At 66.8% G+C, this 24675-nt stretch carries 26 protein-coding genes; 5 read left to right on the top strand and 21 right to left on the bottom strand.

Going from position 1 to position 24675, the window contains the following annotated elements; translation table 11 throughout:
* Nucleotides 1–87: 87 nt before the first annotated feature.
* The 3 genes from AC1DZT_RS09845 to AC1DZT_RS09835 all read left to right on the top strand — a co-directional run bounded on the left by AC1DZT_RS09845 (nt 88) and on the right by AC1DZT_RS09835 (nt 1963).
* Entirely contained in the window at nt 88–786 is a 699-nt protein-coding gene (locus AC1DZT_RS09845; RefSeq protein ID WP_478006448.1) for a corrinoid protein, read from the top strand.
* A 113-nt stretch (nt 787–899) separates the two neighbouring features.
* Nucleotides 900–1571: a DUF1638 domain-containing protein gene (locus AC1DZT_RS09840; RefSeq protein WP_478006447.1), complete on the top strand. Its 672-nt coding sequence runs from the start codon at nt 900–902 to the stop codon at nt 1569–1571.
* On the top strand, nt 1568–1963 hold the full coding sequence (locus tag AC1DZT_RS09835) for a DUF4440 domain-containing protein (RefSeq protein ID WP_478006446.1): 396 nt from the start codon (nt 1568–1570) through the stop codon (nt 1961–1963). The genes AC1DZT_RS09840 and AC1DZT_RS09835 overlap by 4 nt, the downstream gene beginning before the upstream one ends.
* Here AC1DZT_RS09835 and recN read toward each other — a convergent pair.
* The 16 genes from recN to murD form a co-directional block, all read right to left on the bottom strand.
* The gene (gene recN, locus AC1DZT_RS09830; RefSeq protein ID WP_478006445.1) at nt 1949–3592 is read right to left on the bottom strand and encodes a DNA repair protein RecN; all 1644 of its coding nucleotides are present in this window, start codon (nt 3590–3592) and stop codon (nt 1949–1951) included. The two genes, AC1DZT_RS09835 and recN, sit on opposite strands and share 15 nt — an antisense overlap.
* A 21-nt stretch (nt 3593–3613) precedes the next feature.
* The gene (locus AC1DZT_RS09825) at nt 3614–4456 is read right to left on the bottom strand and encodes an outer membrane protein assembly factor BamD (protein ID WP_478006444.1); all 843 of its coding nucleotides are present in this window, start codon (nt 4454–4456) and stop codon (nt 3614–3616) included.
* A 120-nt stretch (nt 4457–4576) separates the two neighbouring features.
* Nucleotides 4577–5497 (bottom strand): UDP-3-O-acyl-N-acetylglucosamine deacetylase, encoded by a 921-nt coding sequence (gene lpxC, locus AC1DZT_RS09820; RefSeq protein WP_478006443.1) that lies wholly within the window; start codon nt 5495–5497, stop codon nt 4577–4579.
* 214 nt (nt 5498–5711) lie between these two features.
* Nucleotides 5712–7313: a cell division protein FtsZ gene (gene ftsZ, locus AC1DZT_RS09815; protein WP_478006442.1), complete on the bottom strand. Its 1602-nt coding sequence runs from the start codon at nt 7311–7313 to the stop codon at nt 5712–5714.
* A gap of 234 nt (nt 7314–7547) precedes the next feature.
* Entirely contained in the window at nt 7548–8882 is a 1335-nt protein-coding gene (gene ftsA, locus AC1DZT_RS09810; RefSeq protein WP_478006441.1) for a cell division protein FtsA, read from the bottom strand.
* Entirely contained in the window at nt 8879–9769 is an 891-nt protein-coding gene (locus tag AC1DZT_RS09805; protein ID WP_478006440.1) for a cell division protein FtsQ/DivIB, read from the bottom strand. Before AC1DZT_RS09805 ends, ftsA begins: the two co-directional genes overlap by 4 nt.
* On the bottom strand, nt 9757–10677 hold the full coding sequence (locus AC1DZT_RS09800; RefSeq protein WP_478006439.1) for a D-alanine--D-alanine ligase: 921 nt from the start codon (nt 10675–10677) through the stop codon (nt 9757–9759). The genes AC1DZT_RS09805 and AC1DZT_RS09800 overlap by 13 nt, the downstream gene beginning before the upstream one ends.
* Before the next feature lie 35 nt (nt 10678–10712).
* Nucleotides 10713–11639, bottom strand: a complete 927-nt coding sequence (gene murB / locus AC1DZT_RS09795; protein WP_478006438.1) for a UDP-N-acetylmuramate dehydrogenase — start codon at nt 11637–11639, stop codon at nt 10713–10715.
* 96 nt (nt 11640–11735) lie between these two features.
* Nucleotides 11736–11981, bottom strand: a complete 246-nt coding sequence (locus AC1DZT_RS09790) for a DUF2484 family protein (protein WP_478006437.1) — start codon at nt 11979–11981, stop codon at nt 11736–11738.
* Nucleotides 11982–11984: 3 nt separating this feature from the next.
* Complete coding sequence (locus AC1DZT_RS09785) at nt 11985–12257, bottom strand: DUF2484 family protein (protein WP_478006436.1); 273 nt, start codon at nt 12255–12257, stop codon at nt 11985–11987.
* Between the two features lie 326 nt (nt 12258–12583).
* Nucleotides 12584–13984 carry a UDP-N-acetylmuramate--L-alanine ligase gene (gene murC / locus AC1DZT_RS09780; protein ID WP_478006435.1) on the bottom strand — a complete coding sequence of 467 codons (1401 nt, stop codon included), beginning with the start codon at nt 13982–13984 and terminating at the stop codon, nt 12584–12586.
* On the bottom strand, nt 13981–15090 hold the full coding sequence (locus tag AC1DZT_RS09775; RefSeq protein WP_478006434.1) for a UDP-N-acetylglucosamine--N-acetylmuramyl-(pentapeptide) pyrophosphoryl-undecaprenol N-acetylglucosamine transferase: 1110 nt from the start codon (nt 15088–15090) through the stop codon (nt 13981–13983). The genes murC and AC1DZT_RS09775 overlap by 4 nt, the downstream gene beginning before the upstream one ends.
* 1 nt (nt 15091) lies before the next feature.
* A complete protein-coding gene (locus AC1DZT_RS09770; protein ID WP_478006433.1) occupies nt 15092–16255 on the bottom strand; it encodes a peptidoglycan glycosyltransferase FtsW in 1164 nt (387 codons plus the stop codon).
* Nucleotides 16256–16489: 234 nt separating this feature from the next.
* Entirely contained in the window at nt 16490–16957 is a 468-nt protein-coding gene (locus AC1DZT_RS09765) for a GFA family protein (protein ID WP_478006432.1), read from the bottom strand.
* A 13-nt stretch (nt 16958–16970) separates the two neighbouring features.
* Entirely contained in the window at nt 16971–17588 is a 618-nt protein-coding gene (locus AC1DZT_RS09760) for a class I SAM-dependent methyltransferase (RefSeq protein ID WP_478006431.1), read from the bottom strand.
* Nucleotides 17589–17598: 10 nt separating this feature from the next.
* Nucleotides 17599–18999: a UDP-N-acetylmuramoyl-L-alanine--D-glutamate ligase gene (murD, locus tag AC1DZT_RS09755; protein WP_478006430.1), complete on the bottom strand. Its 1401-nt coding sequence runs from the start codon at nt 18997–18999 to the stop codon at nt 17599–17601.
* A 156-nt stretch (nt 19000–19155) separates the two neighbouring features.
* On the opposite strand from murD, the gene AC1DZT_RS09750 reads away from it, so the two are divergent.
* Nucleotides 19156–19614 (top strand): N-acetyltransferase family protein, encoded by a 459-nt coding sequence (locus AC1DZT_RS09750; RefSeq protein WP_478006429.1) that lies wholly within the window; start codon nt 19156–19158, stop codon nt 19612–19614.
* A 107-nt stretch (nt 19615–19721) separates the two neighbouring features.
* Here AC1DZT_RS09750 and AC1DZT_RS09745 read toward each other — a convergent pair whose 3' ends face one another.
* The 4 genes from AC1DZT_RS09745 to nrdR all read right to left on the bottom strand — a co-directional run bounded on the left by AC1DZT_RS09745 (nt 19722) and on the right by nrdR (nt 23059).
* The gene (locus AC1DZT_RS09745; RefSeq protein ID WP_478006428.1) at nt 19722–20393 is read right to left on the bottom strand and encodes an SDR family NAD(P)-dependent oxidoreductase; all 672 of its coding nucleotides are present in this window, start codon (nt 20391–20393) and stop codon (nt 19722–19724) included.
* Nucleotides 20390–21316, bottom strand: a complete 927-nt coding sequence (gene denD, locus AC1DZT_RS09740) for a D-erythronate dehydrogenase (RefSeq protein ID WP_478006427.1) — start codon at nt 21314–21316, stop codon at nt 20390–20392. Before denD ends, AC1DZT_RS09745 begins: the two co-directional genes overlap by 4 nt.
* A 182-nt stretch (nt 21317–21498) precedes the next feature.
* A complete protein-coding gene (ribD, locus tag AC1DZT_RS09735) occupies nt 21499–22566 on the bottom strand; it encodes a bifunctional diaminohydroxyphosphoribosylaminopyrimidine deaminase/5-amino-6-(5-phosphoribosylamino)uracil reductase RibD (protein ID WP_478006647.1) in 1068 nt (355 codons plus the stop codon).
* A 25-nt stretch (nt 22567–22591) separates the two neighbouring features.
* Nucleotides 22592–23059, bottom strand: coding sequence for a transcriptional regulator NrdR (gene nrdR / locus AC1DZT_RS09730; RefSeq protein WP_478006426.1), 468 nt, complete (start codon nt 23057–23059; stop codon nt 22592–22594).
* A 265-nt stretch (nt 23060–23324) separates the two neighbouring features.
* Here nrdR and yghX point away from each other — a divergent pair, with 265 nt between their 5' ends.
* Nucleotides 23325–24212: a YghX family hydrolase gene (gene yghX, locus AC1DZT_RS09725; RefSeq protein ID WP_478006425.1), complete on the top strand. Its 888-nt coding sequence runs from the start codon at nt 23325–23327 to the stop codon at nt 24210–24212.
* Nucleotides 24213–24219: 7 nt separating this feature from the next.
* Here yghX and AC1DZT_RS09720 read toward each other — a convergent pair whose 3' ends face one another.
* Nucleotides 24220–24621 carry a hypothetical protein gene (locus AC1DZT_RS09720; protein ID WP_478006424.1) on the bottom strand — a complete coding sequence of 134 codons (402 nt, stop codon included), beginning with the start codon at nt 24619–24621 and terminating at the stop codon, nt 24220–24222.
* Between the last annotated feature and the right edge of the window lie 54 nt (nt 24622–24675).

Here is a 24675-nt window from a genome sequence, read left to right as displayed (position 1 = left end):
GGCTTTCATCCGGGGCATGTCGCTAAAGGAAAAGTGGTGCGCCGGCTTTGGCCCCATTGACGTCTAAACGCCCAGAGGAGCCTCAGCATGGCCGACGATGACGAAATCATCCTGTCTGAACTGTCCGATGATGAACTTGTCCTGCAGATGCATGACGACCTCTATGACGGGCTGAAGGAAGAGATCGAGGAGGGTGTCAACATCCTGATCTCGCGCGGTTGGGCGCCCTATGATGCGCTGACCAAGGCCCTGGTCGCCGGCATGACCATCGTCGGCGCCGACTTCCGCGATGGCATCCTCTTCGTGCCGGAAGTGCTGCTGGCCGCCAATGCGATGAAGGGCGGCATGGCCATCCTGAAGCCGCTGTTGATCGCCACCGGCGCGCCGCGCATGGGCAAGATGGTCATCGGTACCGTCAAGGGCGACATCCACGACATCGGCAAGAACCTTGTCGGCATGATGATGGAAGGCGCCGGCTTCGAGGTCAAAGACCTGGGCATCAACAACTCGGTCGAGAAGTATCTCGAGGCGCTGGAAACCGAAAAGCCCGATATCCTCGGCATGTCGGCGCTTCTGACCACCACCATGCCCTATATGAAAGTCGTGATCGACACGATGAAGGAAAAGGGCATGCGCGACGACTATATCGTTCTGGTCGGCGGTGCGCCCCTGAACGAGGAATTCTCCAAGGCAATCGGCGCGGATGCCTATTGCCGCGATGCCGCCGTGGCCGTCGAAACCGCCAAGGCCTATGTCGCGCGCAAGCACAATCGTCCCAACGCCTGATCGCCTGATCGGCCGGCCCTTTCTGCCACGACCCCGGGCCTTCGCGCCCGGGGTTTTGTTTTGCCGCTTGGCTTTTGGCGGCCCGGACCCCATCTTGCGCCAAAGAGGTTCCCATGGCCGACCTGCCCCCCCTGCCCGATGACGCCGCCCTGCCCGATGATGCGACCCTGACCGAGGCCGGCCTGGCCGCCCGGCATCAGGGTCGCATCCTCCTGATCGCCTGTGGCGCCCTGGCGCATGAGGTGCTGGCGCTGGTCAGGGTCAATGGCTGGCGCCACATGGACCTGCAATGCCTGCCGGCCAAGCTTCACCTCTACCCCGAGAAGATCACCGATGAAGTCGCCCGCGTGGTCGAGGAAAACCGCGATGCCTATGCGCGGATCTTCGTGCTCTATGCCGATTGCGGCACCGGCGGGCTTTTGCAGCAAAAGTGCAAGGATCTGGGCGTGGAGATGCTGGAAGGCCCGCATTGTTATTCGTTTTTTGAAGGCAACGCGACCTTCGCCGCCCATCCGGACGAGTTCACCGCCTTCTATCTGACCGATTTCCTCGTCCGCCAGTTCGATGCATTTGTCTGGAAGCCGATGGGGCTGGACCGCCACCCCCAACTGCGCGACATGTATTTCGGCAATTACACCAAGCTGGTCTATCAGGCCCAGACCAATGACCCCGCGCTGGACGCCAAGGCCGAGGATTGCGCCCGCCGCCTTGGCCTCGCTTACGAGCGGCGCTTTACCGGCTATGGCGACCTTGCCACGGCCATGGGCCAGATGGCCAAGGCATGAGCCAGCCTGCCGTCACGCCGGACGATTTCGCCAAGGCTTTCGCCGCGGCCTTTGGCCGTCAGGATGCGGCGGCGCTGGCGGCCATGCTGGTCGAGGATGCCGATGTGCTGAGCCTGACCGGCGCGATGGTCGAAAGTGCCAAGGAGGCACAGGCGGCCTTTGCGGGTGAGTTCGCCGGGATCTTTGCCGCGGCCCGGCTGGTGACCGGCAAGCTGCGGGTCCGCCCGCTGGGGCCGGGTGGGGCGGTGCTGACGCAGAGGTTCGTGGTCAGCGGGGCCACCGACGAAAGGGGCCGCGAATTGCCCCGCTTCGGCGCGCAGCTGACCGCCGTGCTGATCGCCCGCTCCGAAGGCTGGCGCGCGGTCAACCTGATCTTTTCAGCCACCAGCTAGCAGCGAACGGGCTGCGGCACGCGCAGCCTCGGTGATCGTGTCGCCGGCCAGCATGCGGGCGATCTCCTCGATCCGGGCGTCATCGCCGAGGGGGACCACGGTGGAAAGGGTCATATCCTCCACCACCCGCTTTTCCACCCGCCAGTGATGCGCGCCAAGGGCCGCCACCTGCGGCGAGTGGGTGACGACCAGCACCTGCGCCCCGGTCGACAGCTGCGCCAGCCTGCGGCCCACGGCATCGGCGGTGGCGCCGCCGACGCCACGGTCGATCTCGTCGAAGATCAGGGTCAGGCCGGGGGTCTGCCCGGTCAGGCAGACCTTCAGCGCCAGAAGAAACCGGCTGAGCTCGCCACCCGAGGCGATGCGGTTCAGCGGTCCTGCCGGTGCGCCGGGGTTGGTGGCCACGGTGAAGGTGACCTCGTCCTGACCCTCCGGACCGGGCTGGCCTTCAGTAAACTCGGTACGGAAGACCGCGCGCTCCATCTTCAGGGGCGCCAGTTCGGCGGCCATCGCGGCGTCAAGCTTCGCCCCTGCGGCGCGGCGGGCCTGGGACATCGCCTCGGCGCGGCGGGCATAGTCGGCCTCGGCGAGGGCTGCAGCCTGTTTCAGCTTGATCAGCCCGCGCTCGCCGCCATCCAGCGCCTCCAGCCGCGCACGCAGCGTGCCGGCATGGGGACCAAGGTCATCGGGCAGCACGCCGTATTTGCGCGCCAGGGCGCGGATCGCAAAAAGCCGCTCCTCCAGCTTTTCCAAGGCCGCATCGTCGAAATTCAGCGCGGCAAGGCAGCTTTCCACCCCGGCCTGCGCCTCGGACAGTTCCAGCATCGCGCGTTCCAGTGCGGCGAGGGGGGCATCCAGCCGCCCCTCGGCCTTGTCGGCGGTGCCGTTCAGCCAGCGCAGCGCGTCCTGCATCGCAGGGTCGGCGCCCTGTTCCAGCACGGCATAGGCGCGGGAGATATCCTCGCGGATGCGGGCCGCGGCCTGCATCTGGCGGCGGGCCGTGTCCAGCGTGGCCTCTTCCCCGGCCTGGGGGTCCAGCTTGTTCAGCTCGGCCACGGCATGGCGCAGGAAATCCTCTTCCGAGCGGATCGCGGCCAGACGCGCCTCGGCGTCGGCCAGAAGGCGCAGGGCATCGGCCCGGGCCCGCCAGGCCTGCCGCAGACCCGAAAGGTCGAGCCCGGCGAAACTGTCCAGCAAGAGCCTGTGGCCGCGCGGGTTCAAAAGGCCGCGGTCGTCGTGCTGGCCGTGCAGTTCGACCAGCGTGTCCGACAGATCGCGCAGCACCTCGCCCGAGGCGCGGCGGTCGTTGACATAGGCCGTCTTGCGGCCATCGGCCGAATTGGTGCGGCGCAGGATCAGCTCGTCTCCCACCTCCAGCCCGGCCTCTTCCAGCACGGCGCGGGCGGCATGGCCGGGCGGCAGGTCGAAGACGGCGGAAACCTCGCCCTGCGCGGCCCCGGCACGGACCAGATCCGCCCTGCCCCGCCAGCCGAGCACAAAGCCAAGCGCATCCAGCAGGATCGACTTGCCCGCCCCGGTCTCGCCGGTCAGCACATTGAGGCCGGGCTGAAAGTTCAGCTCCAGCCGGTCGATGATCAGCACATCGCGGATATCAAGCGAGCGTAGCATGGTCGTCCGCGGTGGGCTGCGTCACAACCACTCGCCCTTGATGGTCTGGCGGTAGATCGTCGACAGCCAGCTGGTGCCCCGCGCCTCGGGTGCCAGGCCCTGCTTCTTCAGCTGGGCAAAGGCGTCGAGGTAGAAGGGGCTCGATTCGTAGTTGTAGCCGAGGATGGCGCCGGCGGTCTGCGCCTCGTCGGTCAGGCCCAGGGCCAGATAGCATTCGACCAGACGCTCCAGCGCCTCGGCGGTCTGGCTGGTGGTCTGGTAATCCTGCACCACGGTACGGAAGCGGTTGATCGCGGCCGAGTAATGGCCCTGCTTGAGGTAGAAGCGCCCGATCTCCATTTCCTTCGCCGCCAGATGGTCGAAGGCGAGATCGAACTTCAGCATCGCCGATTTGGCATATTCGCTGTTGGGATATTGTTCGATCACCACGCGCAGCGCCTGCAGCGCCTGGAAGGTCAGGCCCTGGTCGCGGCCCACGGCGTCGATCTGGTCGTAATAGGACAGGGCCAAGAGGTAATGCGCGTAGGCGATATCCTCGCCCGCGGGATAGGTGTCGATGTAGCGCTGTGCCGCGACGCGTGATTCTTCATACTGGCGCGACTTGTGCAGCGTGAAGGCCTGCATGATCAGCGCGCGCTTGGCCCATTCGGTATAGGGGTAAAGCCGTTCGACATCCTGGAAATAGGTCAGGGAATCCTTCGGACCCCGCGTCACGAGGACGTTTTCACCCTTCTTGTACAGCTGTTCTGCGGTGTAGCTCTCGATCGGGGCTTCCGGCGGCTTGCCAGTGCCACAGCCCACGAGAAGGCCCATCATCAGCGCCATGCCAAGACCACGCGCTGCGCTCGCCCTTCCGACTGCCATCGTCTCGCCTATCCTCAACCCACCGCAGCCGGGCGTTACGGTCGCCCGACCATCCTTGACGGCTGTCCTAGCACAGAAAAATCCGGGGCGCAAAACGGCTTTCACCGTTGCGTGGGTCGGTTATGCGCAAAGCGGCAGATCACCCCGGTGAACCCCGACCCCCGGCAGCTTTCCGCCCGCCAGATCGTCGCAATCGTCGAAGGCGAAAGCACCGGGAGTCGAGAAAAGCTTGTGCAGCAGGCGGTTGGTCAGCGCATGGCCCGCCCGTTTGCCGGTGTAACGCGCCAAAAGCGGCGCGCCGGCGAGGGAAAGGTCACCCAGGGCATCCAGCATCTTGTGGCGCACCGGCTCGTCGGCATGGCGCAGACCGCCCGGCGTCAGAACCTGGTCGCCGTCGAACACCACCGCATTGTCCATCGTGCCACCCAGGGCCAGACCACGGGCGCGCATCTCGTCCACGTCGGCCTTGCGGCAGAAGGTGCGGGAATCACTCAGCTCGCGCACGAAGGCGCCGTTGGACATGTTCAGACGGCGGGCCTGCTTGCCGATGGCGGCATCGGTGAAGTCGATGCTGAAGTCGATCTCCAGCATCTCGGCCGGCTCCAGCCGCGCCACGGCCTCACCCTCCCGGACCTCGACCGCCTGCAGGACACGGATCGCGCGCGACGGCGCATTCTGCGCCTGCACACCCTTGGCCAGCAGCGCCGCCACGAAGGGCGCGGCCGAACCGTCAAGGATCGGCACTTCCGGCCCGTCGATGTCGATCAGCGCGTTGTTGATCGCAAGCCCGGCCAGTGCCGCCATGATATGTTCGATCGTCGAGACCGAAGCCCCGTCGTCATTGGCGACCAGCGTGCACAGTTTGGAGGGCACGACCGTGTCCCAGCGCGCCGCGATCAGCGCGTCGCCAAAGGTCAGGTCGGTGCGGCGGAAAGCGATGCCATGATCAACCGGGGCCGGACGCACGGTCATGCGCACGGGCTTGCCCGTGTGCAGGCCGAAGCCCTTGAAGGTCACCGCGGATTTGACGGTATTTTGCACCTTAACCTCGATAGCTCTACAGCTTGTGTCAAAGAGGGAAAGCCCCTCTATTCCTTGCTGTCAAATTTAGGTTGCAGACGCAGCAATCTCAACTCACTCTTTGTGACGGAGTGTAACAGAGGTATTTGCCATGTAAGCCGTTGAACTGGAATGGAAAAAGCCCGGGGCGAACCCCGGGCCTTAAGGCTTTGTTACAAGCGGTCAGACAAGCGCTTCAGTTGGCTTGACGGCGCAGGAAGGCGGGAATCTCCATCCGGTCCTGGTCGGCGGAAGCCTCGGGCTCGTCGTCATAGGCGGTGACGGGCGGCTGGGCGCGGCTCGGCTGCATCGCCTCGGCCTGGCTGCCGGCCATCCGGTTGATCAGGCTGCCGATGCCGAAACGCGGGCGCTCGGCGGGCTTGGGGGCGGCCTTCTGGGTCGGCGCGGAATTGCGGGCCATCTGCGGCGCGGCGGGAGCCTTGCTGACGGCGGCCTGCAGGCGGGCCATGGCCTCCGGAGAGGGCGAGCCCATCGGGCGCGGACGCGGCGCGATGAAGTTGGCCGCATCGGCATCCCGCGGGGCCGGCGCCGGGGCCGGGCGCTGTTCGGCGGCAGGCTGCGGGCGATAGGCCGGGGCCGGCATCTCGTCCTCTTCCTGCTCATAGGCCGGTTCGGCCTCGTAATGCTGCTGCACCGGGGCCGGCATGACCGGAGCGGGCTGCTGGGCCACCGGCTGGGTCAGCGGCATCGGCGCTTCGCGGCGCACTTCGGCGCGGACTTCTTGGCGCGGCTCGGGCTGCGACATCGGCTGCGGCTTCAGGGGCTCGTGCATCGGGCGACGCGCGATCGGGGTTTCGGCCTTGGCGGTCTTGATGTCGATGCCGGTGGCCACGACCGAAACGCGCAGCACGCCTTCCATCGAGGTGTCGAGGGTGGAGCCGACGATGATGTTGGCGTCCGGATCGACCTTTTCGCGGATGATGTTGGCGGCTTCGTCCAGTTCGAACAGCGTCAGGTCATAGCCGCCGGTGATGTTGATCAGAACACCCTTGGCGCCATTGAGGCTGATCTCGTCCAGCAGCGGGTTGGCAATCGCCTTCTCAGCCGCCTGGACCGCGCGGTCGTCGCCCGAGGCTTCGCCGGTGCCCATCATCGCCTTGCCCATCTCGTCCATCACGGCGCGCACGTCGGCGAAGTCGAGGTTGATCAGGCCGGGGCGGACCATGAGGTCGGTGACCCCCTTGACGCCCTGGTAGAGCACGTCATCGGCCATCGCGAAGGCTTCGGTGAAGGTGGTGCGTTCGTTGGCCAGCCGGAACAGGTTCTGGTTCGGGATGACGATGAGGGTATCGACGACCTTCTGCAGGGCTTCGATGCCATCCTCGGCTTGCTTCATCCGCTTGTTGCCTTCGAACTGGAAGGGCTTAGTGACGACGCCAACGGTCAGCACACCCAGCTCCCGCGCGGCCTGCGCGATGATCGGCGCCGCACCGGTGCCGGTACCGCCACCCATCCCGGCAGTGATGAAGCACATATGCGCGCCGGCCAGATGGTCGACGATCTGTTCGATCGACTCTTCCGCCGCCGAGGCCCCGACCGAGGGACGGGCGCCCGCGCCCAGACCTTCGGTGACTTTCAGACCCATCTGGATCTTGTTGCCCGCGCGGCTTTGCTGAAGCGCCTGCGCATCGGTGTTGGCGACGACGAATTCGACGCCCTCGAGGTTCTTGTCGATCATGTTATTGACCGCATTGCCCCCGGCGCCACCGACGCCGAAAACCGTGATGCGCGGCTTAAGTTCTTCGCGCTCCGCATTGACTGTCAGGTTCAAAGCCATTTTACGTCCCGCCGTTTCTTGTTGTGGTGCAGCGGCGCCGCGCTGCTTTTTATCGTTAACTCTCACGCCCGGCCCCTGCATTTTGCCCCAAGCATCGAAGCAGAACCCGACTTATCCCCGATTCTACCCACAGTGTGCCTCAAGGTCACGAAAAAATATCAAGTTACCCACAAAATATGGGGAATTTTGCCGGTTGGTCCCCGGCATGTCGACTTAAGGTCTGGATATTGCGGTTTACCAGTTGTCTTTGAACCATTTGAGGGCTCTTTTCAGCGACCTTGCCGGGTAGCGTTCGGCCGGAATGTCGAAATCCCACCACTCGTCCTGCGGGTGCGCCGCGAAAAGACACAGCCCCACGGTCGAGGCGAAGGTCGGACCGGTCGCCGCTTGCGGCAGGCCCTGGACGCGCAGGGGGCGTCCCATCCGGACGCGCTGGCCGAGGATTCGGCTGGCCAGCCCGTCGAGGCCGGGGATCTGGCTGGCGCCGCCGGTCAGGACGATCTGCTGGCTGGGCAGGCTTTCGAAGCCCGCCGCGATCAGGCGCTCGGCGACCTGTTCGAGGATCTCCTCCACCCGCGGCCGGATGATGCCGATCAGCTCGGTGCGGCTGACCTGGCGGCGGTCCTTGTCCCAGTCGCCGCTGTCGCCGCCGATCTCGATCATCTCGCGGTCATCCATGCCGGTGGCGTGGACGCCGCCATGCTTGGTCTTGATCCGCTCGGCCACCGCGGTCGGCACATGCAGGCATTGCGCAATGTCGGAGGTGACGTGATCGCCGCCCAGACGCACCGAATCCGAAAAGATCATGTGCTTCTTCATGAAGATCGAAATGCCGGTCGAACCGCCGCCCATGTCGATGCAGGCCGCCCCCAGCTCGCGCTCGTCTTCCACCAGCGAGGCTATCCCCGAGGCGTAAGAGGAGGAGGCGATCCCGGCGAGGTCGAGGTCACAGCGCTTGATGCAGTAAAGCAGGTTCTGCACCACGGCGGCATCCACCGTCAGAAGGTGCATGTCGCAGGCGAGCCTATTGCCGATCTGCTCGCGCGGGTCGCCAAGGCCAGAGCGGTGGTCGAGGGCGAAGTTGACCGGCTGGGCATGGATCACCTCGCGCCCTTCGCCGATGTCAGGCAGATCGCAGGCCGAAAGCACGCGGGCCACGTCGTTTTCCTTGACGACCGTATCCTGCAGCTCGATCTCGCCGGCCAGGCCATAGCTGCGCGGCTCGCCGCCCGAGAAGCAGGCAATGACGTGATCGACCCGCACATTGGCCATCTTCTGCGCCGCCTGAACCGCGGTGCGGATGGCGCGCTCGGTCTCGTTCATCGCCGAGATCTCGCCAAAGCGAACCCCGCGCGATTTGGTGGTGGCAGCCCCGATCACCCGGAAGTTCGACTGCCCGGCCATCGAACCCACGCCATCCGGCTCCACCCCCTCTTCGAACCCGTCGAAGCGCAGGATGAGGCAGGCGATTTTCGAGGTGCCCACATCCAGAATCGCGATCACCCCCCGTTGCAGGGCGGCTTTACGCATGTTCCGCATGGCGCGCTGAGACTGGTAAAGATCGGTCATGTCTTTGACTCCGAGGGAATTTTGAGGCCTTGGGACTGACGCAGCGCCAAAAGCGCCTGCGGGGTAAGACGAAGGACGGGGCGCAGGGGGTTGCGCAAATCAACGGAAACAATGTCACGGGCCAGAATATGTTCGGCCTGGTCGAGGGCGATCAGCCGCTCCACCGCGGCCACCGGGCCATCGGCCGGCAGAAAGATGCGCTGGTCACGGTCCAGCACCAGATCCCAGCGGCGCTCCGAGACGCGGACAAGGCCGCGGATCCGCGCGCCGAGCGGGCTTGCGGCTTGCAGGACGGCGCGCGCCTCGACCACGGCGGCATCGGCGCCGTCGCCCGCCACCAGCGGCAGGTCGGCCCGGTCGGCGCGGTCGGCAATGCCCGCGATCCGGTGGCCGTCGGCATCCAGCAGCATCAGCCCCTGCCCCGTGCGCCAGACCCAGGCGGGCTTGCGTTCGGTGATGGTGACCTGCAGGACATTGCCCGCCGCCAGCCGGACCACGGCGCTCGCCACGGCGTCGAGCTTCTGCGCATTGTCGCGGACCGCATCGAGGTCGAGGTCCAGCGACGACTTCGGCAGCTCCAGGTTCAACCGCGAGCGCACCGCGTCGGCCAGCTCCGGCGAGGCGCCGTCGATCGACAGGAGGTTGACCATGAACATCGGCCGCTGGGTCACCTCGGACTTGGCGGCATTGGCGAGATTGGCGAAATTGTCGCGGCGCGTCGCATCCGACAGGTAGATCCCCATCGCCAGCACGACGAAGAAGGCGGGCATCCCGATCCGCATCGTCACGCGGAACAGGGGCGTCAGCCAGAGGCGCTGCATCCGGTAGGCCCAGCGGCTCGGGGCCGGGTCACGGCGCATCGGCAGGGCACGTCCTAGCGATTGCATGAGGCATCCTCCACGATCCAGGCGCAAAGCGCGGGGAAGGAAATGCCGCAGAAGGCCGCCTGTTCCGGGGCGAGCGAGGTCGGCGTCATGCCGGGCTGGGTGTTGGTCTCCAGCAGGATCAGCCCGTCAAGGCCGCGCGCCTCGTCCCAGCGAAAATCGGTGCGGCTCAGCCCGCGGCAGCCGAGGGCGCGGTGCGCGCGCAGGGCATAGTCCATGCAGGCCTCGGTGATCTCTTGCGGCAGCTGCGCCGGGATCTCGTGCCGCGAGCCGCCGGTCTTGTACTTGGCGTCATAGTCATACCAGCCCTCGGTGATGATATCGGTCACCGCCAGCGCCCGGTCGCCCAGCACCGCACAGGTCAGCTCGCGCCCCGGGGCATAGGTTTCGACCATGACGACATCGGGCATCGTCTCGGCCAGGCGCGGGGCATTGGCGCCCTCGCGCACGATATAGACGCCGACCGAGGAGCCTTCGTTGTTCGGCTTGACCACATAGGGCGGTTTCAGGACGTGATCGCGGGCGACCTCATCCCGGGTCGCCAGCACCGATTGCACCACCGGCAGGCCGGCAGCCGCAAAGGCCTCCTTGGCGCGGGCCTTGTCCATCGCGAGGGCCGAGGCCAGCACGCCGGAATGCGAATAGGGGATCGCCAGCCATTCGAGAAGGCCCTGCACGCAGCCATCCTCGCCCCAACGGCCATGCAAAGCATTGAAAACCCGGGCAGGTTTGATCTCGGCCAGACGTGCGGCCAAGTCGTGGCCGGCATCAAGCTCGACCACGTCATATCCAGCCACCCGCAGGGCATTGGCGCATTCACGCCCAGATGACAGAGAAACCTCCCGCTCTGCGGAAAGCCCACCCATCAGTACCGCCACGCGGGAGCCTGCTTCTGCAAGCTTGCCCACCATCACTGCCTCACCCGGACTTACAGCCGGTTTTCTTGTTATTTTGCCGCCGGTTCGCCGACGCGCATGATTTCCCACTCTAGCGTGATCCCGCTGTTTGTGAAAACCCTTTTTCGCACTTCCTCGCCGAGATTTTCCAGATCGGCGGCAGTTGCACCGCCGGTGTTGATCAGGAAGTTGGAATGCATCGGTGACATCTGCGCGCCGCCCAGCCTTGCCCCCCGCATCCCGGCATCGTCGATCACCTTCCAGGCCTTCAGCTCATGGCTGTCATCGGCCCGCCCGGTCGAGGAATGGCCAACCGGGTTGCGGAAAGTCGATCCGGCAGAGCGGTCCTTGGTCGGCTGCGAGGCATCGCGCCGGGCGATTTGGTCCAACATCTTGGCCTCAAGCGCCGTCGCGTCACCAGATGTAGCGTGAAACACTGCCTGTGTGATCACCGCGCCCTCGGGCAGGACGGATTGGCGATAGGCCAGATGCAGCGCCTCTGCCGGAAGCGTGACGGCCTCTCCCGCCCGGGTGATGGCGCGGATTTCCACCAGATGGTCCTTGACGTAGGAGCCGTAGCAGCCCGCATTCATCCGCACCGCCCCGCCGATCGAGCCGGGAATGGTGCGCAGGAAGGTCAGGTCCAACCCAGCCTCCGCCGCACGCCGGGCGACATGGGCATCCAGGGCCGCGGCGCCCGCCACCACCCTATCCCCTTGAATTTCAATCGCATTGAAGCCACGCCCAAGCCGGATGACCACGGCCCGGATCCCGGCATCCCGCACGATGAGGTTGGAGCCGACGCCCATCGGAAAAACCGGAACCGAAGGGTCGAGCGCGCCCAAAAACCCGGCAAGATCCTGCTCATCCTCCGGCAGAAACAGCCAATCCGCCGGCCCGCCGACGCGCAGCCAGGTCAGATCGCCGAGAGGCCGGTTGGGGGTCAGGGTGCCGCGGGGTGTGGGAAGGGTGCTCATCCCCGTGTGGTACAAGCCGCCGGGACTCCACGCAAGACGGCGCAAACGGCGTTTGGGGAGGATCGGCGGAAGCTTGGCGGGTGGCTTCGACCCAGGTCAACGCACCACGGCGGCCCTAAGCCACCTCCACAGGTAATAAAACGGCCAGCGCAGGATGCTGCAGCCGGCGGCGAGGAAGCCTGCGGACCAGAGGGCGCCCTGGGATGCCGAGATCCAGAGGAGAAGCGGCAGGCCAAACGCCATCAGGCCATAGGCCGCGCGCCAGTGGTGGTCGCGGGTCGGCAGCATCGCCGTGAGGTTGGCGGCAATGAGCCAGAGAAAGCCGAGGGTGAGGGGCAGCATGGCTCAGACCTTGCGCTGCAGTTCGGGCGGGATCGGCGGCAGGGGCAACCGCAGGGCCTTGCGGGCGAAGTAATTGAGCGGCCGGCGGAACATCGACAGGAAGGCAAAGAGGCCGAGGGCGACCCAGCCATAGCCCTGGGTGGCGCCGATCCACAAAAGCAGAAGCGGGGCCGCGACGAGCAGGGCGATGCCGGGGATCATCTGGGCCCGCATCGGCAGGAGGGCGGTGATGGCGGCGGCGATGACCCAGAGGGCACCGAGGATCAGGGGAGTCATGGTCTCTCTTGCGGTTTGGGACGCTGGACTTTTGATCGGCGGGGAAAGCGGCGCGCTTGGGGAGAGCCTGCGGTTTTTTGGCGGCAGAGGGGGCGTGTGGCAAGAGGGTGGGGCAAAGAGCGCGGGATTGCACGCGTGCAAAGCTGGTTAGTGCGTTGATAAAAGGAGGAAAAATTTTTCCTGTTAATCTTTTGTCAGGATTTGTCCTGCCGGTGGGCACGATTTTTCGGCGAAAAATCGAAGGGCCTGTTTTGGTCCTGCGCAGGCTGCAGGCGCGAATTTTCTGCGAAAATTCGGTGTCCAAATCTTCGCAGAAGATTTTTGTCTCAGGCCAGTTTCGCCGGCAGGGCATTGGCCCAGGAGGAGATCGAGCCAGCGCCAAGGCAGACCACCAGATCGCCGGGTCGGGCCTGTTCCTTGACCAGACGGGTCAGGTCCGCCTCGTCCAGCAGGGCCCTCGCGTGGCGGTGGCCGTGGGCGATAAGCCCTGCCACCAGATCGTCGCGGCTCGCCCCGGCGATCGGGTCTTCGCCCGCGGCATAGACATCGGCGATGGCCACGACATCGGCCTCGTTGAAACAGGTGCAGAATTCCTCGAACAGGTTGTGCAGCCGGGTATAGCGATGCGGCTGGTGGATCGCGATGACGCGGCCCTTGGTCGCCTGCCGCGCCGCCTTCAGCACAGCGGCGATCTCGACCGGGTGGTGGCCGTAATCGTCGATGATCGTCACGCCGTTCACTTCGGCGACCTTGGTGAAGCGGCGGTTGACGCCTTCGAAGCTCGCCAGCGCCTCGCGGATTTCCTCGCGCTTCATGCCCAGATGGCGGGCGACGGCAATCGCCGACAGCGCGTTCGATACGTTGTGATCGCCCGGCATCGGCAGGGTGCAGCCTTCGATCACGGGCTTGCCCTCTTCGTTCTGCAGCACGACGTCGAAAGTGGTCTTGCCCGCCTCATGCGCGAGGTTGATCGCCCGCACATCGGCCTGGGCGTTGAAGCCGAAGGTCACGATGCGGCGGTCGGTCACCCGGCCGACCAGCGCCTGCACCTCGGGGTGATCGGTGCAGCAGACGGCCAGACCATAGAAGGGCACGTTGGAGACGAAATCGAAGAAGCCCTTCCGCAGCGCATCGAAAGTGCCCCAATGTTCCATATGCTCGGGGTCGATGTTGGTCACGATCGCAATCGTGGCCGGCAGGCGGTTGAAGGAGCCGTCGCTCTCGTCCGCCTCGACCACCATCCACTCCCCTGCCCCGGCCCGCGCGTTGGAGCCATAGGCATGGATCACCCCGCCGTTGATCACGGTCGGATCGAAGCCGCCCTTGTCCAGAAGCGTCGCCACCATGGTCGTCGTCGTGGTCTTGCCATGGGTGCCGGCAATCGCGACGTTGGATTTGAGGCGCATCAGCTCGGCCAGCATCTCGGCCCGGCGCACCACGGGCAGCTGGCGGCGGCGCGCCTCTTCCAGTTCCGGGTTGCCCTTCTTGATCGCGGAGGAGATCACCACCACCGCGGCCTCGCCGATATTCTCGGCCCTCTGGCCTTCGAAGAAAGTGGCGCCCAGCGTCACCAGACGGTCGGTGATCTTCGAGGCGCGGGCGTCGGAGCCCTGTACGGTATAGCCCAGCGTGATCAGCACTTCGGCAATGCCGGACATGCCGATGCCGCCCATGCCCACGAAGTGAATGGGGCCGAGTTCCATCGGCAGTTTGGTGGCGGCGTTCATCGGACAGCTCCGGCTAGGGCTTCGACCAGAGAGGCGAGGCGGATTGTGGCATCGGGACGGCCCTGCGCCAAGGCGGCGGCCGCCATCTGCTCGGCCTTTTCGGGCGCGGTCAGGATGGCGGCGATTTCGGCGCTCAGGCTGGCGGCGTCAAGGGCGTTTTCGGGCATGGTGACGGCAGCATGGGCCTCGGTCAGGCCGCGGGCATTGGCGGTCTGGTGGTCGCCGGTGGCGGCGGCGAAGGGGATCAGGATCGAGGGGCGGCCGATCACCGAGATATCGGCGATCGACGAGGCGCCCGAGCGCGAGATGACCAGCTGCGCCTCGGACAGGCGACGCGGGATATCGGCGAAGAAGGGCGCGACTTCGACGTCGATCTTGCCCTCGGCATAGGTGGCCACGACCCGGGCGTGATCTTCCGAACGGGCCTGGTGGGCGATGCGCAGCAGGGGTTTCAGCGTCTCGGGCAGGGCGGCAAGCGCGGCGGGCACGACATCGGAGAGGACGCGCGCGCCCTGGCTGCCGCCGATGACGACGAGGCTCATCGGGTAGTCGCCCGGCGGGATATAGGGCGCGCCGGCACGGTCGAGGACGGCGCCGCGCACGGGGTTGCCGACAGGCTCGCCCACCACGCCCTCGGGCAGGTGGGTCGGCCAGGTGCCGCAGGCGACCTTGTCGACACGCGCCGCGAAGATCTGGTTGACCCTTCCGAGGACGCCGTTCTGTTCATGGATCATCCGCGGCAGTTTCAGGATCCAGGCGGCGCTGAGGGCCGGGATCGTCGGATAGCCGCCAAAGCCCACCACGACGGCGGGCCGGTCGCGGCTGAACTGCCAGAGCGCCGAAAGGACGCCACCCGCAATGCGCAGCGGCACCAGCGCCTTGGCCAAGATACCGCCGCGCGCGAAGGTGGCGGAGGAGAGGACGACGCGCTGCACCGCCTCGGGGAAGCCCGTGGCATAGCGCGCGCCGCGCGTGTCGGTGGAGAGGCGGACGCGCCAGCCCTTGGCGACCATCGCCTCGGCCAGGGCCTGGGCGGGGAACATGTGCCCGCCGGTTCCCCCCGCCGCGATCAGCAGCAAGGGCGCCTTGGAGGAGGCCGCGGCCACGTCAGCGCCCCCGCTTGAAGAGGTCGCTGATTTCCCCCTGCGGGCGGGTGCGGGTCAGGGCGAGAAGCATGCCGACGGTGATCCCCGCCGCGATGACGGAAGAGCCGCCATAGGAGACGAAGGGCAGCGTCATGCCCTTGGCCGGCAGCAGGCGCACGGCCACGCCGACGTTGATCATGGCCTGGACACCGAAGATGCAGGCAAGGCCGGTGCCGGCCAATCGGACGAAGGGGTCACGCTCGCGCGTCAGGCGGATCAGGCTGCGCATCACGATGGTGCAGTAGAGCCCGATGATGACGAGGACGAGGATCAGCCCGTATTCCTCGGCCGCGACCGCGATGATGAAGTCGGTATGGGCATCGGGCAGGGTCCATTTGACCTGACCATTGCCGACGCCGACGCCGAAGAAGCCGCCCTCCTGGATGGCATTGGTGGCATAGCCGATCTGGCTGCGCGGGTCGACATCGGCGTTGAGGTAGCCGTCGATCCGGCGGGCGAAGTGCTGCGAATGGTGATAGGCGAAATTGCCGCCGAAGACGATCAGGCCCATGACGACGGCGATCAGGCTCATCCTGGCGCCGGCGACGAAATAGATCACCCCCCAGCCGAAGATGCAAAGCATGGTCTGGCCGAAGTCGGGCTGGGTGGCGAGAAAGCCCACGATGACCACGAGCAGCCCGAAGGAGAAGAGCTTGCCGGGCGGGCCGTTCAGCTCCATCGAGGCGGCCATCAGCCAGGCGGAGACCACCATGAAGCCGGGTTTGAGGAACTCCGACGGCTGGAAGGAGACGAAGCCCAAGGAATACCAGCGCACGGCGCCCTTGCCGAAGTCGGTGCCGAGGAAGGGCAGCGCCACCAGCGCCAGAAAGGCCACGGCAAAGCCCATCACCCCGGCGCGGCGGATCGCGTGGGGCGAGAGCATCGAGAAGCCGAGCATGGTGATCAGCGCCACGGCGCCGAAGGCGGCCTCGCGCTGGACATAGTAGAAGGGCGGCAGCCCGTTGCGCGAAGCGAGCGGCACCGAGGCCGCGAGGCCCAGCAGCATGCCGATGCCGAAGAGGGCCAGGATGGCCGTCAGAGTCCATTTGTCGATGGTGGCCCACCAACGCGGGAGAACCGGTTCCCGTGCCCGTGAGGGCATCGAGCCGTAAACCATTTCTGTCATGGAGCGCCTGCTATGCCTGACTGCCGATATGTCCGGGTTGGCCCCGGATCAAGGGCAAGACTATCGCAAGAACAGCGGGCTGGCTAGCGGATTTCGGGGCTCCTATCGCGCAAGATGGGCAGATTGCCCATCCTACGGGCGATTATCGCCGAGCGGCGCGCCTGGGCCGCTCGGGGGGCGCTCCGGGGGCAGGCCTGCTCCTCCGGCGGGAGTAATTGGGCAAAGCGCAAAGGCCTATCGTCCCGCCCTGGCGAGGACGGCAGCACGGCGTTGCAGGCTGGTTTCGGGCCAGTATTGCTTGCGGTCGTAATATTCGGGCACCACCGGGATCGGGCCGTCGAGGTTCAGCCAGGCCTGCCGCGTTGTGGTGAAGATATGGATGTCGGGCGGGCAGGCATCGGGGTCGGAGAGGGTGCCGACGCGGACGAAGGCCATCAGCCGCCCTGCCCCGGCGTAATGGCTGTAAAGCGCCACCTTGCAGGTCGGGCAGCGCGCCACGATCTGGCCCTTGCCCGAGGCGGAGGGCGTGATCACCTCCTCGACCGCGCCGGTGACCTCGAGCTTGTCGGTCTCGATCATCGCGTTCAGGGCGAAGGCGGCGCCGGTCTCGCGCTGGCACCAGGTGCAATGGCAACAATGGGTGAAGAGCGGGGCTTCGGTCATGCGGTAGGTGACGGCGTTGCAGGTGCAATGGCCTTGCATGGGCAGGCTCCTTTCAGGAGGGGGAGAGGCTTTCAGGGCTGCGTCGGGCCAGCCAGACGCTGTGGCCGCAGGTCTGCGGGTCTTCGGGGCGAAAGGCGAGGCAGGCGAGGCCCGCTGCGGCCAGAAGCGCGCGGTACTCCTCGGGATCAAGGCTGTCGTGCCAGACAGGCTCGCCCGCCACGGCGCCCCAGGCCTCACCCGCCCTTGGGCCGCTGGTGAAGAGAAGCCAGCCCTCCGGGCCAAGATGGGCGGCCAGGCGCGGCAGGGTCCGGCGCTGATCCGCGGCGGCGAGGTGGAAGAAGGAATCCCAGGCGATCACCGCATCGAAGCGCCGCCCCAGATCCAGCGCGCGCATGTCGCCTTCCAGCCAAGCGCCCTGCGGCAGGTTCAGGCGTGCGAGGGCAAGCATCTGCGGCGAAAGATCCAGCCCGGTGACCCGATGGCCGCGGGCGAGGAAGGCCGCCGCCAGCGGACGCCCCGCGCCGCAGCCGACATCGAGCACCGCGGCCCCGGCGGGCAAGGCGGCCAGCAGGCGGTCGATCCAGGCCTTTTCCGGGAAGTTCAGCGCGCGCGTGCCGTCCCAGGCCCGGGCGACGCGGTCATAGGCGGCCTTGGCGTCCCAACCGGCCATCGACCGCCCCTCAGCCGAGCAGGGTTTTCACACGGGCGGTGAAATCCTCCCCCCGCTTTTCGAAGTTCGGGTATTGGTCGAAGGAGGCGGCGGCGGGTGCCAGAAGCACGACCTCACCCGGCTGCGCCTCTGCCGCGGCGGAGGCGAGGGCGCGCTCCATCGTCTCGGAAATCTCATGCGGCAGATCGCCGAGTTCGAGGGCGAAATCGCGGGCGGAATGGCCGATCAGATAGGCCTTCTGGACCGAGCCGATGAAGGGCAGCAGGCCCTTGATGCCACCCTCTTTGCCCAAGCCCCCGGCGATCCAGCGGATTTTCGGGAAGGCTTGCAGCGCCTTGGCCGCAGAGTCGACATTGGTGGCCTTGCTGTCGTTGATGAAGCGGACGCCACCGCGTTCCCCCACCAACTGGCTGCGGTGCGGCAGGCCGGCGAAGGAGTGCAGCGCGCCCTCGATCAGTTTCGGCGCAAGGCCAAGGGTGCGACAGACCGCATAGGCGCAACAGGCGTTCTGGTGGTTATGGGCGCCGGGCAGGCCCGCGATCTCGCGCAGGTCGACAGAGGCCGCCTGCTTGCCGCGCCGCCATTCGGCGAGAAAACCTTTGCGGGCAAAGACCGTCCAGCCGAAATTGTCGAGCTTCTGGCCGGCGGAGATGCGGATCACCCGGTCATCCTGCGGCCCGTCCGACAGCTGGTTGGCGAGGTAACGGCCCTCGGCCTCGTCCACGCCGATGATGCAGCGGTCCGGCCCGCCCTCGGCAAACAAACGGCGCTTGGCCGCGAAATAGCCGCCCATGCCGCCGTGGCGGTCCAGGTGATCGGGCGAGAGGTTGGTGAAGACGGCGATATCCGGCGTCAGGCTGCGGGCAAGGTCGGTCTGGTAGGAGGACAGCTCCAGCACCACGACCTCGCCATCCTGTGCGGGGTCGAGCGAGAGGACGCCGCGCCCGATATTGCCGCCCATCTGGGTCGGGCGCCCGGCCTCTTGCAGGATATGGTGGATAAGGGCGGTGGTGGTGGATTTGCCGTTGGACCCGGTGACGCAGACGACGCGCGGGGCGGTCTCGTAATTGTCCCAGTCTTGCGTGGCATAAGAGCGGAAGAAGAGGCCGATGTCATTGTCGACCGGAATCCCCAGCTCCATCGCGCGGGCGATGATCTTGTTGGGATGCGGGTAAAGATGCGGGATGCCGGGCGAGGTGATCAGGGCCGCCACATTGTCCAGCGCGTTGGCGCGGTTGAGGTCGGTGCAGGTGAAGCCCTGCGCCTCGGCCTTGGCGCGGGCCTCGGGGGCGTCGTCCCACAGAAGCGGCTCGGCCCCGCCTGCGCCGAGGGCCTCGGCCGTGGCCAGACCCGAACGGCCCAGACCCAGCACCGCAACCCGTAACCCCTTGTAGCCAATGACCGGAATCATGCCGCCCCCTTGAATGCGTCGTCCTCGCGCCCGCCTGGCCGCGCCCGCCACCATGCAACAGGTGAGCCCCCGGCTGCAAGCGCGGGCCTGCGGCGGCAACCTCCCCTTGACGCCCCGCGCCACAGGGTCTTCTCTGCCGCCAAAAGGAGAGCGACGATGGACAAGACCCGCGACCTGACGATCCGCCCCCTCGCGCCCAAGGACCGAGCGGTCTGGGAGGAGCTGATGGCGGCCTATGCCAGCTTCTACAAGACCGAGGTCACGGTGGCGGGCAAGCAGGCGGTCTGGGACTGGATCTTCGGGGCGGAGGAGTTCTGGTCCGATGTCGCCGTGCTGGACGGCCAGATCATCGGGCTTTGCCAGTACCAGCTGATGCACCGCTCGCTTTCGGGGGCGAAGGTCGTCTACCTCTCGGACCTCTACGTCCGCCCCGAGGTGCGCGGCGCCGGCGCCGGAAGGGCGCTGATCGACCATGTGATCGGCTTTGCCAAGGCAAAAGGCTTCAGCAACGTCCGCTGGCTGACGCAGGAGTTCAACTACGCCGGCCGCAAGCTCTATGACAGCTATCGCCCGAAATCCGATTTCATCCTCTATTCCGTCCCGGTCGAGCGCTGACCCAAAGCCCCCCCGCCCCCCCCATTTGCTCCTTGTGAAATACTCTCGGGGGGTGAGCGCGGCACGCGCGAGGGGGGCAGACAGCCCCCCTGCCCGGCGTCAGACCCCTACCACTCCGCCGGCTGGCGCTGGCGGAAGAAGCCGCCGGTCGGCCCGTCCTCGGGCAGAAGCGCCAGCCAGATCGGCGTGTCGGCGCCCTCTTCCACCGAAAGCGGCGCGCCGGCGCCGCCCATGCGGGTCTGAACCCAGCCCGGATCGCAGGCATTGACCTTGACCCCTTCCGGCAGATCGCGTGGCAGCACGCGGGTCAGGGCGTTCAGCGCCGCCTTGGCGACCGAATAGGCGCCGGGGCCGTTCAGACCCCTGGCATGCGACCCGAGGCTGGAAGACATGTTGACGATCCGCCCCCAGCCCCGCGCCTGCCAATAAGGCGTGTTCAGCCGGATCAGGTCGAGCGGGGCCGCCACCATCACCTCCATCGCGGCGCCGAAGTCCGAGCCTTTGGCCAGAAGCGAGACATCCGACAGGATGCCGGCGTTGTTCACCAGGATGTCCCAGCCGCCCGACCGGGTGAAGGCCTCGAAATAGCTGTCGGGGTCGAGGAGGTCGATGCGGGTGAAGCGGCAGTTCAGCACCTCGGCGGCGGTGCGGCCCTCGGTCTCGGAGCGGGCCGAGATGGTGACGGCGACGCCCTGGGCGATCAAGCCACGGGCGATGGCGAGGCCGATGCCGCGGTTGCCGCCGGTGACCAGCGCGGTGGGCGTGGCGGGGCGTGTCATGCGGCGTCTTCCAGATGGGCGGCGATGATCTCATCGAAGCTCGTCTCGGCCACGAAACCCAGGGCATTGGCGCGGGTCGTCTCGAAGGCCATGGGCCAGGTCAGCACGATTTTCGCAATCACCTCATCGGGTTGGCGGGTGATCAGGTCAACCGCCTTCTGGCCTGCGACGCGGCGCAAGGCCTCGATCTCTTCGGCGACCGTGGCCGAGAGGCCCGGCATGTTGAGCGCGCGGCGGTCGCCGAGCAGGCTCAGGTCCAGATCCAGCGCATGGCGGAAGAAACCCACCGCGGCGCGCGGGCTCGCGAACCAGTGGCGCAGGCTGTCGGCGACCGGCAAGATGGCGGGCTTACCCACCAGAGGCTCGCGGATGATGTTGGAGAAGAAGCCCGAAGCCGCCTTGTTGGGCAGGCCGGGGCGGACGCAGATCGTGGGCAGGCGGATCGAGATGCCGTCGATGAAGCCGCGGCGGGAATAGTCCGAGATCAGCAGCTCGGTCATCGCCTTTTGCGTGCCATAGGAGGAGCGCGGGGTGGCGAAGAACTCATCGGGGATCTTGGCCGGGAAAGGCGCGCCGAAGACCGCACTGGAGGAGGCGAAGATCAGCTTCGGGCAATAGCCCGGCGTCAGGCGGATCGCCTCGAGCAGGGCGCGGCTGGCGTCGAGGTTGGTGGCATAGCCCTTCTCGAAATCCGCCTCGGCCTCGCCCGAGACGACGGCGGCGAGGTGGATGATCGCATCGGGGCGCCCGGCGATCAGGCCCGGCGCCGCGGCGGCGGTCAGGTCGAGCGTGAGGCCGGTGGCACCGGGCAGCGCGGGCGGGGCCACGACATCGGCGAGGGTCAGGCGGTGCCCCTCCGCCGCAAGGCTTGCGGCCAGTTTTCGCCCGATCATGCCGGCCGCGCCGAGAATGAGAATATGCATCTGAGCCCCCCTGTTGCGGTCAAGATGGCGCAAGGGGGGCTTTGCGGCAAGGGGGAGGCGGAGGGCTGCGCGCCCTCCGCACCTCTGCGGGATATTTGGGCCAGTATGAAAGGGGGGAGGTTTGAAAAGGGAAAGGTTTTGAGGGTTTTGGTGCCGTATCGGGCACGGGATGTTGGAAAAGTCTAGCGGCGTTGCCAGGTGGTTTCGACATCCGGGCCGAGGAAGCGGGCGGAAAGGCGCTGCCAGCGCGGGGCATTGGCGAGGCGGGTGAGGTTCAGGCCGCCGAAAGCGGGAATGCCTTCAGCCCCGATCAGGGCGCCGGCTGTGTGGAGGACGAGGCGATCGATCAGGTCGTCGGCGACGAGATGGGCCGCGAGCGTGGCGCCGCCTTCGCAGAAGATCCTTGTCAGGCCTTCGGCGGCGAGCGCGCTCAGGGCGGCGCGCGGGGCGATATGGGGGGTGGCGGGAAGTGCGATCAGGCGGGCGCCGGTCGCCTCCCAGGCCTCGCGGGCCTGCGCCGGCGCGGCGGGGGCGTGGAGCAGCCAGACCGGGTGCTGGCGCGCGGTCTGGCCAAGGCGGCTGGCAGGGTCATGCGACAGGCGGCTGTCGATCACGATGCGCAGCGGCTGGTGCGGCGCGCCGAGGTCGCGCACCGTCAGATCCGGGTCATCGGCGCGGGCGGTGCCTGAGCCTATCAGCACGGCGTCATGCGCCATCCGGAGGGCATGGACGGCGCGGCGCGCCTCGGGTCCGGTGATCCAGCGGCTTTCGCCGGAAGCGGTGGCGCTGCGGCCGTCCAGGGTGGCGGCCATCTTCAGGGTGACGAGCGGCAGGCCCTGCGTCACGCGTTTGAGGAAACCGGCATTGGCGGCGCGGGCTTCGGGCTCCATGACGTTTTCGGTGACGGCAATGCCCGCGGCGCGCAGCATCGCATGGCCGCGCCCGGCCACGCGGGGGTCGGGGTCGGTCAGGGCGGTGACGACGCGGCCGACGCCGGCGGCGATCAGCGCCTCGGCGCAGGGCGGGGTATGGCCGTGGTGGGCGCAGGGTTCCAGCGTGACATAGGCGGTGGCGCCGCGCGCGAGAGCGCCGGCCTGGGTCAGGGCGCGCACCTCGGCATGGGGGCGGCCGCCGGGCTGGGTCCAGCCGCGGCCCACAATGGTGCCGTCCCTGACGATCACGCAGCCGACGGCGGGGTTGGGCCAGGTCCGGCCCAGCCCGCGCGCGCCAAGGCGCAGGGCGTGGGCCATATGGTCCGCGTCCTGCACGCCCGTCTCACTCATCCGGGCTGATGCCCGGCCGCAGTTCCGACACGAAGCGGTCGAAGTCATCCGCCGCCTGGAAGTTCTTGTAAACGCTGGCAAAACGGACGTAAGCCACGGTGTCGATCCGGGCCAGGCTTTCCATGACGATCTCGCCGATCGTCTTCGAGGGAATGTCCGTGTCGCCAAGGCTTTCCAGCCGCCGCACGATGCCGGAAATCATCTGGTCGATCCGCTCCGGATCGATCGGGCGCTTCTGCATCGCGATGCGGATCGAGCGTTCCAGCTTGCTCCGGTCGAAATCCTCGCGCTTGCCGGAGGATTTGATCACCACCAGATCGCGCAGCTGCACACGTTCATAGGTGGTGAAACGTCCGCCGCAGGCCTGACAGAACCGCCGCCTGCGGATCGAGACGTGATCCTCGGCCGGGCGGGAGTCTTTCACTTGCGTGTCGATATTGCCGCAGAATGGGCAGCGCATTGGGTTGCACCTTTGTTGTTGGGTCCTGCCTCGGGTCGCATGGGGGTTATCCCCCTTATTGCGGCTAATCATAGGGGGGAGGAGCAGGCTTCGGCTAGGGCTAAGATGATGACGCTAGATATAGGGGCAAGGGTGTGGCGGCAGAGACTCAGGCCGCTTCACGCAAGCGTGACTGGCCCTGACGGGGCGAAGGCCTACCCTTCCCCATGTGCCAGCCCCCTGGCCGCGCCCCGGACCCGTTCCGGCCCCACAACAGGAGAGCAGAATGACACGCATGACCGCCAAGGACTTTGCCCCGGAACTTCTGGAGCTTTACGACTTCTACGCCCATGGCATGATCACCAAGCGCGAGTTTCTTGACCGGGCCGGGAAATTCGCGGTGGGCGGCCTGACGGCGGCGGCGCTTCTGTCGATGATGAGCCCGAATTATGCCCTGGCCGAGCAGGTCTCTTTCACCGATCCCGACATTTTCGCGGAATATGTCCATTACACCTCGCCCAATGGCAATGGCGAGGTGCGTGGCTATCTGGTGCGGCCTGCGGGCGATCCGGCGAAATATCCGGCCGTGGTGGTGGTGCATGAGAACCGCGGGCTGAACCCCTATATCGAGGATGTCGCCCGGCGCCTCGCCAAGGCCGGGTTTGTCGCCCTGGCGCCGGATGGTCTGACCAGCCTCGGCGGCTATCCCGGCAATGACACCGAGGGCAAGGATCTGCAGGCCAAGGTCGATCCGACCAAGCTGATGAACGACTTCTTCGCCGCCGTGGAATGGATGATGACCCATCCCCTCTCGACCGGGAAGGTCGGGATCGTCGGCTTCTGCTATGGCGGCGGCGTCTCCAACGCGGCGGCGGTGGCTTATCCGGAACTCGGGGCCGCTGTGCCCTTCTACGGCATGCAGCCCAAGGCCGAGGATGTGGCCAAGATCAAGGCGCCGCTCCTCTTGCATTATGCCGAGCTGGACAAGCGGGTGACCGAGGGCTGGCCGCCCTATGAGGCGGCGCTGAAGGCCAATGGCAAGGCCTACGAGGCCTTCATCTACCCCGGCGTCAACCACGGCTTCCACAACGATTCCACACCGCGTTACGACAAGGAGGCCGCCGAACTGGCCTGGACGCGGACCATCGCGCATTTCAAGGCGCATCTGGCCTGACGCGGCCTCAGTCGAGCGCGAGCCAGGTCACCCCGCGCCAGTCGAAACCGCGGACCCGGGCCTGCTCGGCCGGCACATCGGCGGGGTCGAGCCCGGTCTTGGCGTAAAAGAGATCCGACAGCGAACCCTCGGCCGGCATCGGCGCGCCGGCCTGCAGGCTTTCCTGGGTGACGACGAGGCAGCCGACATTGGGCAGGCCCTGTTCGGCACAGATCGCCGCCGCCTCGATCAGGTAGGAGTTGAGCCCCTGCCCGTTCACCTTGGCCATGCCCAGACGGCGGGCGAGGTCGGAATAGGTGATGGCCGGCTCTCCCGCCAGCACGGCCCGGGCGATGATCCCGATCGAGGCGCGGGCGCGTTCGGCGGTCAGGGGGGTGACGTCACGGGATTGGGGGGTGGCTTCGGTCATGCTGGCTCCGGCAATGCCCTTGTGCGGCGGGCTCTGGTCTGGCCTTAGGCCAAG

It is taken from the genome of Rhodobacter sp. P1_C2 (assembly GCF_056406375.1).
The sequence above is the reverse complement of the archived record's forward strand: the minus strand, read 5'-3'. Positions and strand labels throughout refer to the sequence as shown.